The sequence below is a fragment of the Kitasatospora sp. NBC_01246 genome (assembly GCF_036226505.1).
Taxonomy (GTDB): Bacteria; Actinomycetota; Actinomycetes; order Streptomycetales; family Streptomycetaceae; genus Kitasatospora.
In genome coordinates this window covers 7,835,897-7,851,173 of record NZ_CP108484.1, presented here as the reverse complement: position 1 = coordinate 7,851,173, position 15,277 = coordinate 7,835,897, and the positions used below count along the sequence as shown (strand labels likewise).

The 15,277-nt window shown below is 74.4% G+C and carries 14 protein-coding genes; 1 reads left to right on the top strand and 13 read right to left on the bottom strand.

The genetic code is table 11. From position 1 onward, the window contains the following. Positions 1-96 precede the first annotated feature (96 nt). From OG618_RS33025 to OG618_RS33005, 5 genes are all read right to left on the bottom strand, one after another. Entirely contained in the window at positions 97-666 is a 570-nt protein-coding gene (locus OG618_RS33025) for an SRPBCC domain-containing protein (protein WP_329491282.1), read from the bottom strand. Between the two features lie 110 nt (positions 667-776). Beyond that, a complete protein-coding gene (locus OG618_RS33020; protein WP_329491281.1) occupies positions 777-1,469 on the bottom strand; it encodes an alpha/beta fold hydrolase in 693 nt (230 codons plus the stop codon). A gap of 111 nt (positions 1,470-1,580) precedes the next feature. Further along, positions 1,581-2,024, bottom strand: a complete 444-nt coding sequence (locus tag OG618_RS33015) for a type II 3-dehydroquinate dehydratase (protein ID WP_329491280.1) — start codon at positions 2,022-2,024, stop codon at positions 1,581-1,583. Then, the gene (locus OG618_RS33010) at positions 2,021-3,388 is read right to left on the bottom strand and encodes a cation:proton antiporter (protein WP_329491279.1); all 1,368 of its coding nucleotides are present in this window, start codon (positions 3,386-3,388) and stop codon (positions 2,021-2,023) included. Before OG618_RS33010 ends, OG618_RS33015 begins: the two co-directional genes overlap by 4 nt. Positions 3,389-3,411: 23 nt before the next feature. Next, positions 3,412-4,191 carry a thioesterase II family protein gene (locus OG618_RS33005; RefSeq protein ID WP_329491278.1) on the bottom strand — a complete coding sequence of 260 codons (780 nt, stop codon included), beginning with the start codon at positions 4,189-4,191 and terminating at the stop codon, positions 3,412-3,414. Positions 4,192-4,551: 360 nt separating this feature from the next. On the opposite strand from OG618_RS33005, the gene mhpA reads away from it, so the two are divergent. Continuing rightward, positions 4,552-6,213, top strand: a complete 1,662-nt coding sequence (mhpA, locus tag OG618_RS33000) for a bifunctional 3-(3-hydroxy-phenyl)propionate/3-hydroxycinnamic acid hydroxylase MhpA (protein WP_329491277.1) — start codon at positions 4,552-4,554, stop codon at positions 6,211-6,213. A 51-nt stretch (positions 6,214-6,264) separates the two neighbouring features. Here the strand turns inward: mhpA and OG618_RS32995 are convergent, their stop codons facing one another. The 8 genes from OG618_RS32995 to OG618_RS32960 form a co-directional block, all read right to left on the bottom strand. Then, positions 6,265-7,212: an ROK family protein gene (locus tag OG618_RS32995; protein WP_329491276.1), complete on the bottom strand. Its 948-nt coding sequence runs from the start codon at positions 7,210-7,212 to the stop codon at positions 6,265-6,267. 25 nt (positions 7,213-7,237) lie between these two features. Beyond that, positions 7,238-7,933 (bottom strand): HAD-IA family hydrolase, encoded by a 696-nt coding sequence (locus OG618_RS32990; RefSeq protein WP_329491275.1) that lies wholly within the window; start codon positions 7,931-7,933, stop codon positions 7,238-7,240. Continuing rightward, entirely contained in the window at positions 7,930-9,033 is a 1,104-nt protein-coding gene (locus OG618_RS32985) for a Gfo/Idh/MocA family protein (protein WP_329491274.1), read from the bottom strand. Before OG618_RS32985 ends, OG618_RS32990 begins: the two co-directional genes overlap by 4 nt. Further along, positions 9,030-10,190, bottom strand: coding sequence for a 3-amino-5-hydroxybenzoate synthase (gene rifK, locus OG618_RS32980; protein WP_329491272.1), 1,161 nt, complete (start codon positions 10,188-10,190; stop codon positions 9,030-9,032). Before rifK ends, OG618_RS32985 begins: the two co-directional genes overlap by 4 nt. Positions 10,191-10,395: 205 nt before the next feature. Further along, on the bottom strand, positions 10,396-11,223 hold the full coding sequence (locus tag OG618_RS32975; protein WP_329491271.1) for a shikimate dehydrogenase family protein: 828 nt from the start codon (positions 11,221-11,223) through the stop codon (positions 10,396-10,398). After that, complete coding sequence (locus OG618_RS32970; protein WP_329491270.1) at positions 11,220-12,656, bottom strand: 3-deoxy-7-phosphoheptulonate synthase class II; 1,437 nt, start codon at positions 12,654-12,656, stop codon at positions 11,220-11,222. Before OG618_RS32970 ends, OG618_RS32975 begins: the two co-directional genes overlap by 4 nt. Further along, positions 12,653-13,729 carry a 3-dehydroquinate synthase family protein gene (locus OG618_RS32965; protein WP_329491269.1) on the bottom strand — a complete coding sequence of 359 codons (1,077 nt, stop codon included), beginning with the start codon at positions 13,727-13,729 and terminating at the stop codon, positions 12,653-12,655. Before OG618_RS32965 ends, OG618_RS32970 begins: the two co-directional genes overlap by 4 nt. Before the next feature lie 161 nt (positions 13,730-13,890). After that, the gene (locus tag OG618_RS32960; protein ID WP_329491268.1) at positions 13,891-15,237 is read right to left on the bottom strand and encodes an NAD(P)/FAD-dependent oxidoreductase; all 1,347 of its coding nucleotides are present in this window, start codon (positions 15,235-15,237) and stop codon (positions 13,891-13,893) included. Positions 15,238-15,277: the final 40 nt, after the last annotated feature.

The following is a 15,277-nucleotide window of genomic DNA, read 5'->3' as shown; positions in this document are numbered from 1 at the left end:
CCGCCCGAGGTCCCGGCGCGGCCGGGGGTCCGGGCGGCCCCCTCGACAGGGGGCCGCCCGTGCCGGCTGCGCCTCTCGCGAGATACTGACGAAGGGTCAGGACTCTTCGGGGCGGATCTTCGCCAGGCCCCGGTAGCGCTCCGGGTCGACCACGGCGGACAGTCCGTTGAGCATCAGCCGGGTGCCGCCCTGGAGGTGGGCGGTGTCCTGGGTGCCGTCCCCGCTCAGCACCAGGTACGCGTACTGCTCGGTCCAGTCGAGCCGGGATCCGGCGCCCTGGGCGACGAGTTCGAGCGTCACCAGGGAGACCCAGCGGCGCAGGCCGTCCACGTGGGCCTCGTACACGTAGACGATGCGCTCGCCGGGCACGATGTCGTGGAACCGGGAGCGGTATTCGAGTCGCTCCTCGATGTCCCCGGAGACGAACAGGTTGGTCGCCACCTCGCTGCCGCCGACCCGGAAGTCCAGCGCGTGGGTGGCGTGCTTCGAGGAGCCGGGGAGGCGGAACCAGCGGATGCGCAGCGCGGGCTCGGCGAAGGCCGCGAAGACCTGCTCCGGCGGCGCCGAGAAGCCGACCTGCAGGGCGAAGGAACCGTGGACGACCTGCGGTTTCCCGTCGGTCGGAGAAGTGCCTTCATGTGTGTGATCAAGGCGGCCAGAGCTCACGCGGCGACACTACCACGCAGGCCGATCACCGTTCGGCCGCTCGGCCGGCGACCGTGTCGCGTCGCCGGCCGAATGACCTGATTGAACGTCAACTTTCCTTGCCCATAAGGTCAGATCCAGCCTTCGAGGGAGGCCAGGAAGCCGTCCAGGTCGTCCCGGTGGATGCAGTGGCCGGTGTCCGGCACGTACCGCACCTCGAACCCGCTCGCGCGCAGGGTCTCGGCCAGCTCGTCCGGGACGAGGTGGTGGTCGCCGGCGCCCTGGACCAGCGAGGGCACGACCGGGCGGGCCGGTACGTAGCTGTGCGAGCTCTCCAGCCAGTCGACGGCCCGGACGTCCCACCGCGCGTACCCGGCGAGCTCGGCCTCGATGTCCTCGGGCTGCCAGCGCAGGAACATCGGGCGGATGGCCTCGGCGGTCGCCACCTTGGTGAACTGGGCGAACTCGCGGATCTCCGCGACCGCCTTCTCGGTGAAACGCCAGGCGGGGTCGCTGTAGACCACCTTGGCCGGGCGCAGCCCCTCCACCGCCAGCGAGAGCACCGAGGCGCCGAAGGAGTGGCCGATCGCGAGGTCCGCGCCGGCCGGCAGCGACTCCACCAGGTCGGCGGCGAGCAGCTCCGGCGAGTAGGAGTCGGCCTGCGGGCTCTCGCCGTGGCCGCGCAGGTCCGGCATGATCACCCGGTAGCCGCGGTCGGCCAGCCGGGGCGCCACCCGGCTCCAGGTGTCCGACGACGAGATGATGCTGTGGACGAGCAGGGCGACCTTGTCGCCGTCGCCGACTTCGTGGAGCTTGAGCCTCATGGGCCGGGTCTTCCTCTCAACGCGTGGTCCGGACGGTCCGGAGGTGTCTGACGGGCCGGCGGTGTCCCCCGGCCGTACGCGGCGGGCCGGCCGCGGCGGCCCGGCGGGTCGTCAGCGGTCGGCGGCGGTCAGGTGCACCAGGGCGCGGGCCGCCAGGCGGTAGCCGAAGGCGCCGAGCCCGACCACCACACCGCCGGCCAGCGGGGCGATCACCGACTCGTGCCGGAACTGCTCGCGCGCCCAGACGTTGCTCAGGTGCACCTCGACCCAGGGCTGCGGATAGCTCGCCAGCGCGTCGCGCAGGCTCCACCCGGCGATCATCAGCGCGCCGGGGTTGACCACCGCGCCGACACTGCTGAGCCGGTGCTCGTGGATGGCCCGGACGAGGTCGCCCTCGGAGTCGTGCTGGATCGAGCGGACCTCCCAGCCCACGCCGCTCACCTCCTCGGCGACGGCCTTCTCGATGTCGGCCAGCGTGTCGGTGCCGTAGATCTCCGGCTCGCGCTGGCCGAGGATCCCGAGGTTGGGGCCGTTCAGGAGAAGCATCGTGGTCATGAGTCACCTCGCTGGTCGGAGACGCGGATCGCGCCGGGTGCCCGGTCGGGGGTCTGTACCGGGTCGGTGTGCTGGTCGCCCAGGCCGAGTTCGGCCCCGGCCACCTCCTCGGCGCGGGTCATCGCGTACCGCAGGATGGGCGGCGCCATCAGCGAGGTCACGATCGCGACGAGGATGATGATGGTGTACGTCTCGGTGTTCAGGACGCCGAGCCGCAGGCCGGTCATCGCGACGATCACCTCGACAACGCCGCGGGAGTTCATCCCGGCACCGAGCGCCAGCGCCTCCCAGCGGTTGAGCCGGCTGAGCCTGGCCCCGATGAAGGCCCCCACGAACTTGCCGAAGATCGCCACGGCGAGCACCGCGACCGCGACGCCCAGGACGGTCGGGCGGCCCAGCGCGGTGAGGTCCATCCGCAGGCCGGCGGTGGCGAAGAAGAGCGGGGCCAGGAAGGCCAGCACCGTGGTCCGCAGCGGCTCCAGCTTCGCAGGGTCCAGCTCGCCGCTGGTGCCGATCAGCACACCGCAGACGAAGGCTCCGAAGATGGCCTCCAGGTGCATCGCCTGCGTCGCCGCCGCGCTGAACAGCACCAGCACCACGGCGGTGGCGATCGTCGGCATCGGGCCCTCCGACCGGCCGGCCGCGCGCAGGGCCCGGCCGACCAGCGGGCGGCCGACCACCAGGGCGAAGACCACCACGCCGATCGGGTACAGCACCGCGGTGGTGACCACCCCGGCGGTCAGCCCGGCGGTGGCCATCGCCGAGACGACGGAGAGCAGGAACCAGCCCACCACGTCGTCGACCACGCCCGCGGCCAGGATGAGCTGGCCGATGTCGCGGTGCAGCAGCTTCATGTCCAGCAGGGTCTTGGCGATCACCGGGATCGCCGTGACGCACATCGCCACGCCGAGGAAGAGCGCGAACACCGCCGGGTCCGCGCCGCTCGGCAGGAAGGACCGCGGCAGCAGGTAGCCGGTGCCGATCCCGAGGCCCAGCGGCAGCAGCAGGCCGGCGATGCTGACCCGGGCCGCGGTCAGCCCGCGCCGGCGGACCAGGGCGAACTTCAGCTCCGCGCCGGTGACCCCGACGAGCAGCAGCACGCCGAGCTGCCCGACGGCGTCCAGCAGGTGCAGCTGGTCCGGCTTCTGCGGCAGCAGCCAGTCGGAGAAGCCCGGCAGCAGCGGTTCGAGGACCGAGGGCCCGAGCAGGACGCCCGCGCACAGCTCACCGGCCACCGCGGGCAGGTTGAAGCGCTGGGCCAGCCGGCCGAGGACGAGTGCCAGGAGGAGCAGCACGGCGACCTGGAGGAGGAACACCAGGAGCGAGTGCTGGCCGATCGTCGGCACGGGTGCGGCGGTTCGCATGTCGACCCATTCCAGGAGGTGGTTCAGCGGTTGGTTGCGGCGTCCTGCCCGGTGAGTCTCCGGGCCAGCAGCTCGATCACCTCGGCGCTCCGGTCGGCGAGGAAGAAGTGTCCGCCGGGGAGGACCTCCAGCTCGGTCGCCCCGGTGGTGTGCTCCTCCCAGGCCCGCGCCTCGTCGATCGACACCCGCGGGTCGCTGTCGCCGGCGAGCACCGTCAGCGGGCAGTCCAGCCGCTGGTCGGGGTCGTGCCGGTAGCGCTCGATGGCGGTGTAGTCGCTGCGGATGGCCGGCAGGATCATCGCCAGGTTCTCCGGATCGGCCAGCATGAGCTGGCTGGTACCGCTCAGCGCCTTGAGCTCGGCCACCACGTCGGCGTCCGAGCCGGTGTGGACGTTCTCGTCGCGGTAGCGGGACGGCGCCCGCCGGCCGGAGGCGAACAGCCGTACCGGTGCCGGGAGTCCGGCCCGCCGCAGGCGCAGGGCCACCTCGTACGCGAGCACCGCGCCCATGCTGTGGCCGAACAGCGCCAGCGGCTTGTCGTCCAGGTGGCGCACCGCCGCGAAGATCTCGTCCGCGAACTCCGGGATGTTGTCGATGCCCGGCTCCTGGTGGCGCATCTGACGGCCCGGGTACTGGATCGCCAGCACCTCGATCCCCTTCGGGGCGAGCACCCGCGACACCGGGAAGAAGAAGCTCGCGGACCCGCCGGCGTAGGGCAGGCAGACGAGCCGCACGGTGCTCGTCGGCACCGGGTGGAAGACACTGACCCACTTCTCGTAGTGGGCGGTCGTCGCTTGGGCCATGCCGGATCTTCCCTTCGGGCAACGGTCCGTGGCGCGGCCGCGGGCCCACGCCGGAAGGCGGTGGCGGGCGGACTGCGCACGGGTCCCCGGATTCTTCGGGACGTCCGCACAGTAGGCCGATCAAGACCGGTCGTGGTATCCCCCGATCTGATAGCCCGGGGCGGACGTTGACGCTTCACGCGGGTCGCGGTAGTAGTCTTCCGATGTTCCTGCCAGGGCTGTCGCGCCCCGTTGTCGCGCGCAGCCGCCGCGGCGTCCGAGCAGCGCCTGCGCGCTCCTCCGCCGTGTTCCCGCCGCCGTGCCCACCCGCCGTGCACCGGTCCGCACCGGTCCGCCGCCTCCCTGCGATGAGGGGTCCCTATGCCCAAGGTGTCACCGCACGAGCCCCCGACCGGCCCGACGGACACGGACGTGGTCGTCGTCGGCAACGGGCCGATCGGGGCCGCGCTCGCCGTCCTGCTCGCCCAGCACGGCTGGCGGACGACCGTGCTGGAACGCCGCCGGCGCCCGTACACACTGCCCCGGGCGACCAGCTTCGACGGGGAGACCGCCCGGCTGCTCGCCGCCTGCGGGATCGGCCCGGACCTCGGCCGGATCACCGAACCGGCCTCCGGCTACCAGTGGCGGACGGCGGCCGGCGAGACCCTGCTGGACATCGAGTTCCGGACCCCGGGCCCGTACGGCTGGCCGGATGCCAACACCATGCACCAGCCCGCCCTGGAGGAGCTGCTGGCCGCCCGGACCGCGCGGCTGCCCGGGATCACCGTGGAGCGCGGCCGGCAGGTCGTCGGGATCGCCGACCACGGCGACCGGGTCCTGGTGACGGCCGAGGACGAGGACGGCGCGGCGCGGACGGTCTCGGCCCGCTGGGTGGTGGGCTGCGACGGCGCCAACAGCTTCGTCCGGGACCACCTCGACGTCCCCGTCACCGACCTCGGCTTCTCCTACGAGTGGCTGCTGTGCGACGTCGAACTGCGCGAGCCGCGGGCGTTCGTACCGACCAACCTGCAGATCTGCGACCCGACCCGGCCCACCACGCTGGTGGGCAGCGGCCCCGGGCACCGGCGCTGGGAGTTCATGCGGCTGCCGGGCGAGCGGGCCGCCGAGCTGAACCGCGAGGAGACGGCCTGGCGGCTGCTCGCCCCGTTCGGGGTCACGCCGGACACCGCCACCCTGCTGCGCAGCACCACCTACATGTTCCAGGCCCGGTGGGCCGACCGCTGGCGGGCGGGCCGGGTGCTGCTGGCCGGTGACGCGGCCCATCTGATGCCGCCGTTCGCCGGGCAGGGCATGTGCTCGGGCATCCGGGACGTGGTCAACCTGTCGTGGAAGCTGGACCTCGTGCTGCGGGGTCTCGCCGACGAGGCGGTGCTCGACACCTACACCGGGGAACGCCGGGCGCAGGTCAGGGAGTCGATCCTGGCCTCGGTCCAGCTGGGCCGGGTGATCTGCGTGACCGACCCGGCCGCCGCCGCCGAGCGGGACGCCACGGTGCTGGCCAACCGGCACGGCCGGGGCCCGACCCGGCCGGAGCCGGCCAAGCCCCTCACCGAGGGCCTGCTGTACAGCGGCGTGGGCGACGGACCGCTCAGGCCGGCCGGCGAGGTCGTGCCGCAGGGGGTGGTCGACGGGCCCGGCGGCCGCGGCCTGTTCGACGAGGTGGTCGGGCGCGGCTTCGTGCTGCTGCTCGCGCCCGGGGCGGACGCCCGACTCGGCGCGGAGCGGCTCTCCTTCCTGGCCGGGCTGCGGGCGCACGTGGTGCGGCTGCTGCCGGCCGGCCGGACCCGGGACGGGCAGGGGGACGGCGGCGCCGGGGAGTCGGGCGAGGTCCGGGTGGTGGACACGGACGGCGTCTACGGGGCCTACCTGGCGCGGTACGGGGCGAGCGCGCTGCTGGTCCGCCCGGACTACCACGTGTTCGGCGCGGCCGGCGAGCCGGCGGGCGCGGCCGCGCTGGTGGACGGGCTGCGGGCCGGGCTGACAGCCGCCGTACCGGCGGGCGCGGCGGGCCACGGGGGCTGACGCGGCGACGGCCCGCCCGGACCGGCTGGTCCGGGCGGGCCGTCCCGCGCCCTACTGCCCGCGGGCCAGCAGCACGGCGCCGCGCAGCGAGGAGAGCCCGCCCAGCCGGGCCGGGGCGACCGGCAGCGGGGCCAGGCCCGGCCGGGCGAGCGCGGCGAGGTGCTCGGCCGTCCGGTCGGCGAGTTCGGGGATGCCGGCCGCGAAGCCGCCCCCGAGCACGGCGAGCCGGGGGTGGAGCAGCTCCGCCACGCCCACGGCGGCGGCGGCCAGGGCGCGGCCGGTCCGGTCGAGTGCCGTGACGGCCCAGGACTGCCCGGCCCGCAGCCCCGCCCGCAGCTCGTCGAAGGTGACGGGCGCGCCGCGCAGCCGCTCGGCGCGGGCCAGGGTGGCGGGCCCGGAGGCGGTCGCCTGGAGGCACCCCCGGCGGCCGCAGACGCAGACCGGGCCGTCCAGTTCGACGACCAGGTGGCCGAGTTCGAAGGAGCCGTGCGCCGGGCCCGGGCAGAGCCGGCCGCCGAGCACGAGGCCGCCGCCGATGCCGGTGCCGACGCCCAGGTAGAGGAGGTCGGCGCAGGCCGCCGCCTCGGCCTCGGCGAGGGCCGCGAGGTCCCCGTCGTCCGCCCAGACGACGGCCGCCCCGGGGAACAGCGCCCGCAGTGCCGGGCCCAGGGGCAGACCAGTCCACTCCGGCCGGCTGGGCCAGGCGGTGACCCGCTCGTCCGGGCCGACGGTGGCGGGCATCGCGACACCGACGGCCCGGAAGGGCGCGCCCGACCGGGCCGCCAGCGCGCCGACGTGCTCGGCGAGCCGGGCCAGGTCGTGGTCGGCGTCGCGGCCGGGGCCCCAGGCGAAGGAGGTCTCCTCGGCCCGGCCCGTCGCCGACTCCGCCCGCAGGGCGACCTTGGTGCCGCCGACGTCGATGCCGAGGTAGCGCGGCGCCTCCTCAGCGTCCGCCGCGCCGCCTGGCCCCGGTGCCGGTCCGTTCTCGCCGGTCCGCATGGTGTGCCGCCTCCGCGCGGTCGGGTCAGCGCTCGCTGAGGGCCGGGCAGAGGGCGAGCAGCTCGACCGGGCGGCGCAGCACCACGTCGGGGCCGGCCGCGAGCAGCTCGGCCTCGTCCGGACCGGCCCAGAGGGCGGCGGCGGAGGCGACGCCGGCGCCCCGGGCGCTGGCCAGGTCGGTCGGCGCGTCACCGATCATGATGGCCTGGTCGGCGGGCACGTCCAGCAGCTCCAGCGCGCGCAGCACGATGTCGGGGGCGGGCTTGGGCCGGGCCACCTCGTCGGAGCCGATCACGTGGGCGAAGTACGGGAGCAGGCCAAGGCCGTCGAGCAGGGAGCGGGCCCGGTCGCCGGCCTTGCCGGTGGCCACGGCCATCCGCAGGCCCCGGTCACGGAGCTCCTGGAGCAGTTCGGGGATGCCGTCGAAGACCTGCACCTGGTGCGCGAGCCGGTAGCTCTCGCGGACGAAGGGCGCCTCCATCTCCAGCGGCAGGCCCATGATCCGCATGATGTCGGGGAAGTAGCGGCCCTGGTGGCGCTGGTACTCCTCGAAGGGCGCCGGGCCGCCGCCGACGATCTCGGCGTAGGCGATGGAGAACGCCTGGCCCATCACGGCGAAACTGTCGACGATGACCCCGTCCAGGTCGAAGACGACCGCCTGCCGGGGGTTCGCTGCTCTGTCCGTGGTCGTGGCGGACCCGGGTGCCGATGTGGCGGTCATGAGGTCCTCACCTCCTCGTGGGCGGCTGCGGGACGGGCGGATCGCGCCCGGCCGGCAACGCGGGCCGATTCGTAGAAACTCTCGATGAGCTGGACCGTGCCACGCGCCTGCGCGATGGCCCGGCCGCGATGGGCGGGGTCGGCCAGCAGTGCCCCGAGGCCGTCCAGTTGGCGCCGGTACTCGGCCCCGATCGGCTCCGCCGGCACGGCGATCCGACGGGTGGTGCCCTCCCGGGTCAGGGTCAGGACCGGCTCGGGCTGCCGGTTGGGGCTGAAGCCGAAGGTGCAGCGCAGTTCCGCGCTGCCGGCGCTGCCCTCGACCACGATCCGGGAGACGTCCAGGGCCTCGTGGGAGGCCCAACTGGCCCGCAGCGAGACGGAGATGCCGTCCTCGCGGACCAGGAAGCCGCGGGCGGTGTCCTCCACGTCGCCGGTGAGCGCGTCGGCGGGCCGGTCCTGGCGCCAGGCGGCGGACCAGGCGCCGACGTTGACGAAGTCGTCGGAGGTCGCGCCGACCACCTGGGCGAACTCGGCCGGCCCGACCAGGGCGGCCAGCGCGTCCAGCAGGTGCCAGCCGAGGTCGACCAGCACCCCGCCGCCGGCCGTGCTGCGCCGGGTGAACCAGCCGCCGGCCTTCGGGACGCCGCGGGCCCGCACCCACGACAGGTCGACGTGCCGCACCCGCCCCAGGTCGGGGACGAGCGCGGCCAGTTCGCGGACGTCGGCGCGGTGCCGGGCGGCGCTGCCGGCCAGCAGCATGCCGCCGTCGAGCTCGGCCCGCGCCAGGTCGTCCGCCTCGGCGGAGGTCAGGCAGACCGGCTTCTCCAGGAAGACCGCGAGGCCTCGCCGCAGCAGCGCCGCGGCCACCTCGGCGTGCAGGTGGTTGGGCACGGCGACGACGGCGACGTCGACGTCCTCGGGGTGGAGCGCGTCCACCGCCGCGTGGGCGGGGATGCCCGTCGCCTCGCCGACCGCCGCCCGCAGCGCCGGGTCGGGGTCGACGACGGCGACCACGTCGAAGTCCTCGTGCGTCCTGAGCCGCGAGAGCCAGAGCTCCCGGCCGGCCCAGCCGAGCCCGACGACGGCGGCGCGATGCCTCACAGGGCAGCCACTGCGTCGGCGACGATCGCGGCGGTGGCGTGCAGGGCCTCCTCGGAGGCGAGCAGGACGCGGTGGTGCAGCCAGACGCAGTCCCGGCTGACGGCCTCGGTGTTGGGGCAGCGCTCGGCGACCGCCTCCGGGGTCTCGTCGGGGGCGGCGGTCTCCCAGAACGCGTCGGTGCGGTAGATCGCGCGGAACGCGGCGAAGGCCGGCAGGCCGGCGTCGACCAGGCGGTCGACGAGCTCGTTGCGGCCCTCCTCGGAGATGCCGGGGATCCGGAACATCGCCATGTAGTGCGAGTTGCGGTCGGCCCGCGGGTCGCTGCCCTGGGGGACGACGCCGTCGATCGCGCCGAGCAGGCCGGACAGCAGGTTCCAGCGCTCCTCGCGCAGGTCGGTCTGGGCGTCGAGGCGGCGCAGCTGGGCGCGGAGCACGGACGCCGAGAACTCGTTGAGCCGCATGTTGGTGCCGGCGATCTGGTGGAAGTACCGGCGGTCGGTGCGCGGCCGGCCGCAGCTGTGCCGCAAGAACGCGGCCTCGTACAGCTCCGACTCGGGGAACAGCAGGGCGCCGCCCTCGCCGGCGGTCATCAGCTTGCCGTTCTGGAAGCTGAAGGCGGCCACCGAGCCGAGCTCGCCGACCCGCTTGCCCTGCCAGCGCGCGCCGTGCGCGTGCGCGGCGTCCTGGAGCAGCGGGACGCCGGTGGACTCGGAGAGCTTGCCGAGGGCGTCCATGTCCGCGATGAGCCCGGCCATGTGCACGGGCATGATCACCCGGGTGCGCGGGGTGATCGCGGCGGCCACGGCCGCCACGTCGATGTTGTAGGTCACCGGGTCGACGTCGACGGGGACGGCGACCGCGCCGAGCCGCTGGGCGGCCTGGGAGGAGGAGATGAAGGTGAAGCCCGGCACGATGACCTCGGTGCCCGGGCCGGCGCCCAGACACTGCAGCGCCAGCTCCAGCGCGTGCGTGCCGTTGGTGACCGCCAGGGCGTGCGGTGCGCCGTGGTGGTCGGCGAACTCGCGCTCGAAGGAGTTCACCTCGTCCCCGCCCATGCGCCACCACTGGCCCTGCTCCAGAGCGCGTATCAGGCCGCTCCGCTCGTCGTCGTCGTACTGCGGCCAGGAGGGGAATTCCGGTGCCGGTCGCGCGTTCATGTCTCTCCAAATCTCCGCTACGAACTGGTCTCCGCTTTTGGACGGCCTGGCGGGATTGAGCGGGCGGGGCGCGTGGCCGACGGAAGAGCGGAACAATGGCCCCTGGGATTTCACGCAAGGTATTGCGGCCTCACAGTAGGCGCCGCCCTCGGCGGCCCGCATCCCTCGTTCTGGTAGTCGTCGGCCCCGACCTGCCGATCACCCGTCAGCGCAGCCCGAAGAATGCGCGGTACTCGTCCACCTGACCGTTCAGCATGTGGATTCCGTGGTGGACGTCGAACCCCAGGGCGGCCGCCAGCCGCAGCAGCGGCGTCTCCCTCGGTTGCATGATGATGTCCGCCACCACGGCGCCGGGCGCGAGGGCGTCCGGCCGGAACGGCAGCGGGTCGCCCGGGCGCAGGCCCAGCGGGCTGGCGTTCACCGCGATGTCGCTGTCGTGCAGGGGCGGTTCGGCCGAGGCCCGGACCCGGCCGGGCCAGTGCTCGGCCAGCCGTGCGACGAGCGCGGCCAGCCGGGGCCCGTCCGGGTCGGTGACGGCGAGCCGCTCCGCGCCCGCGCCGAGCACGGCGGCCGCGATGGCGCTGCCCGCCCCGCCGGCGCCGGCCAGCGCGACCCGGCGGCCGCGGACGTCGTGGCCGGCCCGCGCCAGGCCCGCGACGAAGCCGGAGCCGTCGAAGTTCTCGGCGAGCCAGCCGCCGTCGGGTTCGCGGCGCAGCACGTTGGCGGTGCCGGTGATCTCCACGGTGCGGCTGCGCCGGTCGGCGAGGCCGGCGGCGGCGGCCTTGTGCGGCACGGTGACGAACAGGCCGTCCAGGTTGCCGATGTGCTGCAGGCCGCGGACCACCGTGGCCAGGTCCCCCGGCCGGGCGTGCACCGGGACGAGCACCGCGTCGATGCCGAGCCGGGCGAACAGCGGGTTCAGCAGCCCGGGTGACTGCACCTGGGCGACCGGGTCGCCGAGGACGGCGTACAGCCGGGTGGCCCCGCCGATCGGCGGGCCGGGCGGGACGGCGTGCTGCGGGGCGTCGGTCATCGTGGCCTCCCGGGGCGGGGTGCGGTGCCCTGTGCGACCGTCTCCGCGAACATCTCCGCGACGGTGAAGGCGAGTTCCATCGACTGCTCGGCGTTCAGGCGCGGATCGCAGGCGGTCCGGTAGTTGCCGGGCAGCTCGTGCTCGGCGATCCCCCGGGCGCCGCCGAGGCACTCGGTGACGTCCTCGCCGGTCGACTCCAGGTGGAGGCCGCCGGGGTGGGTGCCGAGCGCGCGGTGGACGTCGAGGAAGCCGGCGATCTCCTCGACGACGTGGTCGTAGTGGCGGGTCTTGTACCCGTTGTCCGCGGTGCGGGAGTTGCCGTGCATCGGGTCGCACTGCCAGACCACCTGGTGGCCGGAGGCGGTGACCTTCTCGACGATCGGCGGGAGCACCTCGCGGACCCGCGCGTGCCCCATCCGGCTGATCAGCGTCAGCCGCCCGGGGGTGCCGTGCGGGTCGAGCCGGCGCACGTACTCGACCGCCTGCTCGGGGGTGGTGCCCGGGCCGATCTTCACGCCGATCGGGTTGGCCAGCAGCTCCGCGAAGGCGATGTGCGCGTCCTCGGGCCCGCGGGTGCGCTCGCCGATCCAGAGGAAGTGCGCCAGTCCGCTGGAGTACAGCGGCTCCGGCCCGTCGTCCGTCACCCGGAGCAGGGCGCTCTCGTAGTCCAGCAGCAGGGCCTCGTGGCTGACGTAGACCTCGCTCCCGGGCGCCGTCCCGCCGTCGGCTCCCGGGCCGGCCGGGAGGCCCAGGCCGCGGCCGATCTCCTCGGCCGCCGGCGCGTACCGGTGGCCCCCGGGCGCGTCGCGGACGAAGCGGAGGTTCTCGGCGTGCAGCGCGTGCGGGTCGCCCAGGCCGTCCCGGCGGAGCCGGCGGGCGATGGCCACCGTCCGCGAGGCCTCGGCGTGGGCCCGCAGCATCCGCTCCGGGTCCGGGGTGCGGGCGGCGGGCGTGGGTTCGACGCCGTTGACGATGTCGCCCCGGTAGACCGGCAGGCCGTGGGCGTCGACCTGGTGGGAGCGCGGCTTGGCGTACTGGCCGGCTGCCCGGGCGACCGGCACCACCGGCAGTCCGGTGGTGTGGGCGAGCACCAGGGCCATCCGCTGCAGCAGGCCGAGGTTGGCGCGCAGGTGCGGCTCGGTGTTGTCGGCGAAGGTCTCCGCGCAGTCGCCGCCCTGGAGCAGGAAGGCCTCGCCCCGGGCGACGGCCGCCAGCCGCTCGGCGAGCCGCGCGGTCTCGGCGGGCGTGACGATCGGTGCGGCGGCGCGCAGCCTGGCGACGACCTCCTGCGCGCGGGCCCGGTCCGGCCAGCCGGGCTGCTGCGCGGCGGGCCTGGCCAGCGCGGCGGCGAGGCGGTCGGCGAGCAGCCGTTCCGCCGGGCCGGTCCGCGCGGCCGGCGGGCCGCCGGGCGGCCGCCGTGGTGAGTGCCTCATGACACCGCCGCCCCCGTCCCGGCGGGCCCGTCGGCGCCGTGCCCGACGAGCCGGGTGAGCGGCCGGCGCGGCATCCGCGCCAGGGCCTCCAGGACGGCCCGCTCGGGCACGTCGTGGACCAGTTCCGCGCCCGCCGGGCCGTCCAGCACGAAGGCCAGCCCGCTGAGGGCCTTCTTGTCCCGCCGCATCAGCTCGACCAGTTCGCCCGGCCGCACGCCCTCGGGCAGCGCGCCGGGCAGGCCGTAGGAGGCGACGACCGCCCGGTGCTCGTCCACCCGGGCGGGGTCGATCCGGTCCAGGACGCCCGCGAGCAGGCCCGCGAAGACGGTGCCGACGGCGACCGCCTCGCCGTGGCGCAGCGCGAAGTCGGTGGCCACCTCCAGGGCGTGGCCCAGGGTGTGGCCGTAGTTGAGCAGGTGCCGAAGTCCGGTGTCGCGTTCGTCGGCCGAGACGATGCCGGCCTTGAGCGTCACGCTGGCGGCGATCCGGTCCGCCAGGGCCAGCGGGCGCAGGTCGCCGGCGCCGATGAAGTGGCACCGGGCGATCTCGCCGAGGCCGTTGAGCATCTCGCGGTGCGGCAGCGTCGCCAGGTAGTCGGTGTCGCAGAGCACCGCGGCGGGCTGCCAGTAGGCGCCCACCAGGTTCTTGCCGGACGGCAGGTTGACCGCCGTCTTGCCGCCGACGCTGGCGTCCACCTGGGCCAGCAGCGTGGTCGGCAGGTGCACGACGGGCACCCCGCGGTGGTAGAGGGCCGCCGCCAGGCCGACCACGTCGGTGGTGGTGCCGCCGCCGCAGGAGACCACGGCGTCGGAGCGGGTCAGCCCGAACCGCACGAACTCCGCGCAGAGCGCCTCGACGGTGGCGAGGTTCTTGTCCGGCTCGCCGTCCCGGGCGGGCAGCAGCAGGGTCTCGACACCCGTGTCGGGCACCCACTGGGCGGGGCGCGCCGACACCACCGCCACCCGCCGGGCACCGAGCCCCCGGATCACCTCGGCCAGCGAGGAGCGCACTCCCGGGCCGATGAGCACGTCGTACGAACGGTCGCCGATGCGCACCGGAACTTGTTCTCTCACGCCGCTTCAACCTGTCCTGTAGAACGTCGAACGCCGACTCTTCGGTGGTGCGCCCGCGGTGGGGCCCCTGCTCCGGTGCCACCCGGGCCCGGATCCGCGCCCGGGGCCCCGGCGGCGGTCGGCCGCCGGGATCCCGGGCGTGCGCAGGACGTGCCCGGCCGTTACTGGCCGGTGGTCACCCGCAGGATGCGGGCCTCGGCCCGCTCCTTGCGGTCGTGCTCGTCGAGCTGCGGGTAGGACGGGCAGCCGAAGACCCGCTGGAACGGCGCGAAGGTGTCCCACTCCGGGCGCCGGCGCATCTCCTGGGCGACGGCGTTGTGCTCGCTCCAGAAGTCGCCGCCGATCAGCCGGATCAGGTAGCGCTCCAGCGCGTCGCGGGAGGTGGTCCGGCCGGCGTCGGCGGCCACCGAGACCAGCTCGCCGTCGTAGAAGGCGTGGATCAGCCGGATGTAGGTGTCGTACCCGGTCTTGAAGTAGTTCGAGTACTCGTCGATCAGCGCGTCGGCGTCCGCCGGGGACTTCAGCGCCGCGTCGAGGGTCTCGGCGGCGCGGGTGGCGGTGGCGGTCGCGACCAGCACGCCGCCGGAGAACATCGGGTCGCCGAAGCAGCCCGCGTCGCCGACCATCACCCAGCCGGGGCCGGTGACGGTGTCCGCGTGGTAGCAGTAGTCGGTCTCGATCTTGAGGTCCATGCTCGGCCGGGTGCCGGTGAGCCGCGCGGTGATCCGCGGCACCCGGTTCAGGTGCTCGTCGAACGCCGCCTCCGGCGAGCCCGCCGCCCGGAAGGTGTCACGCGGCATCACGGTGCCGACGCTGATGACCTCCTTGGAGATCGGGATCGCCCACACCCAGCCGTCGTTGTGCGCGCCGACCTGGATGTCGCCCTCGGCCCCGAGGTTGTGCTTCTCGTCGAGGCCCTCGTAGTGCCGGAACACCCCGACCATCCGGAGCTTCTCCAGCGTCTTGCGGAGCCCGAACTTGTTGGCGATCCGCCCGGACCGGCCGCTGGCGTCGATCACGTAGGTCGCCCGGACCTCGTGCTCCTCGCCGTCCTTCTCGTAGCTGACGCCGACCATCCGGTCGCCCTCCATCAGCAGGTCCTTGACGCCGGCGCCCAGGTGGACCTCGGCGCCCGCCTTGGCCGCCTCCTCGACGAGCATCGCGTCGAACCGGGCCCGCTCGACCTGGAAGGCGCGGTCGAAGCGCCCCTCGCCCTGCTTGCTGAAGTCCGCGCGGAAGACGCCCGAGAAGAACTTCTTCTCCGTCGGGTCGATGAATTCGCCACCGAACTTCGGGACGTATCCGCGGGATTCCAGCGCCTCGCGCAGGCCGATCCGGTCGAAAAGCCCCATCATGTAGGGCAGCAGGGACTCACCGATGTGGAAGCGCGGAAACTCGTCGCGCTCCAGGAGCACCACGGAATGACCCTGCTTGGCCAGGACAAAGGCGCTGACCGCGCCGGCCGGGCCGCCGCCGATGACAACCACATCGGCCGAGTTCTTCGCCATTGGATTCCCTTCCAGAATTGTCGTACATCGTCTGCGAATG

Coding starts and splice junctions, on each gene's coding strand:
- OG618_RS33020 (WP_329491281.1), bottom strand. CDS start 1,469: ATGAGGCTCAAGCTCCACGAAGTCGGCGACGGCGACAAGGTCGCCCTG.
- OG618_RS33015 (WP_329491280.1), bottom strand. CDS start 2,024: ATGACCACGATGCTTCTCCTGAACGGCCCCAACCTCGGGATCCTCGGC.
- OG618_RS33010 (WP_329491279.1), bottom strand. CDS start 3,388: ATGCGAACCGCCGCACCCGTGCCGACGATCGGCCAGCACTCGCTCCTG.
- OG618_RS33005 (WP_329491278.1), bottom strand. CDS start 4,191: ATGGCCCAAGCGACGACCGCCCACTACGAGAAGTGGGTCAGTGTCTTC.
- mhpA (WP_329491277.1), top strand. CDS start 4,552: ATGCCCAAGGTGTCACCGCACGAGCCCCCGACCGGCCCGACGGACACG.
- OG618_RS32995 (WP_329491276.1), bottom strand. CDS start 7,212: ATGCGGACCGGCGAGAACGGACCGGCACCGGGGCCAGGCGGCGCGGCG.
- OG618_RS32990 (WP_329491275.1), bottom strand. CDS start 7,933: ATGACCGCCACATCGGCACCCGGGTCCGCCACGACCACGGACAGAGCA.
- rifK (WP_329491272.1), bottom strand. CDS start 10,190: ATGAACGCGCGACCGGCACCGGAATTCCCCTCCTGGCCGCAGTACGAC.
- OG618_RS32975 (WP_329491271.1), bottom strand. CDS start 11,223: ATGACCGACGCCCCGCAGCACGCCGTCCCGCCCGGCCCGCCGATCGGC.
- OG618_RS32970 (WP_329491270.1), bottom strand. CDS start 12,656: ATGAGGCACTCACCACGGCGGCCGCCCGGCGGCCCGCCGGCCGCGCGG.
- OG618_RS32960 (WP_329491268.1), bottom strand. CDS start 15,237: ATGGCGAAGAACTCGGCCGATGTGGTTGTCATCGGCGGCGGCCCGGCC.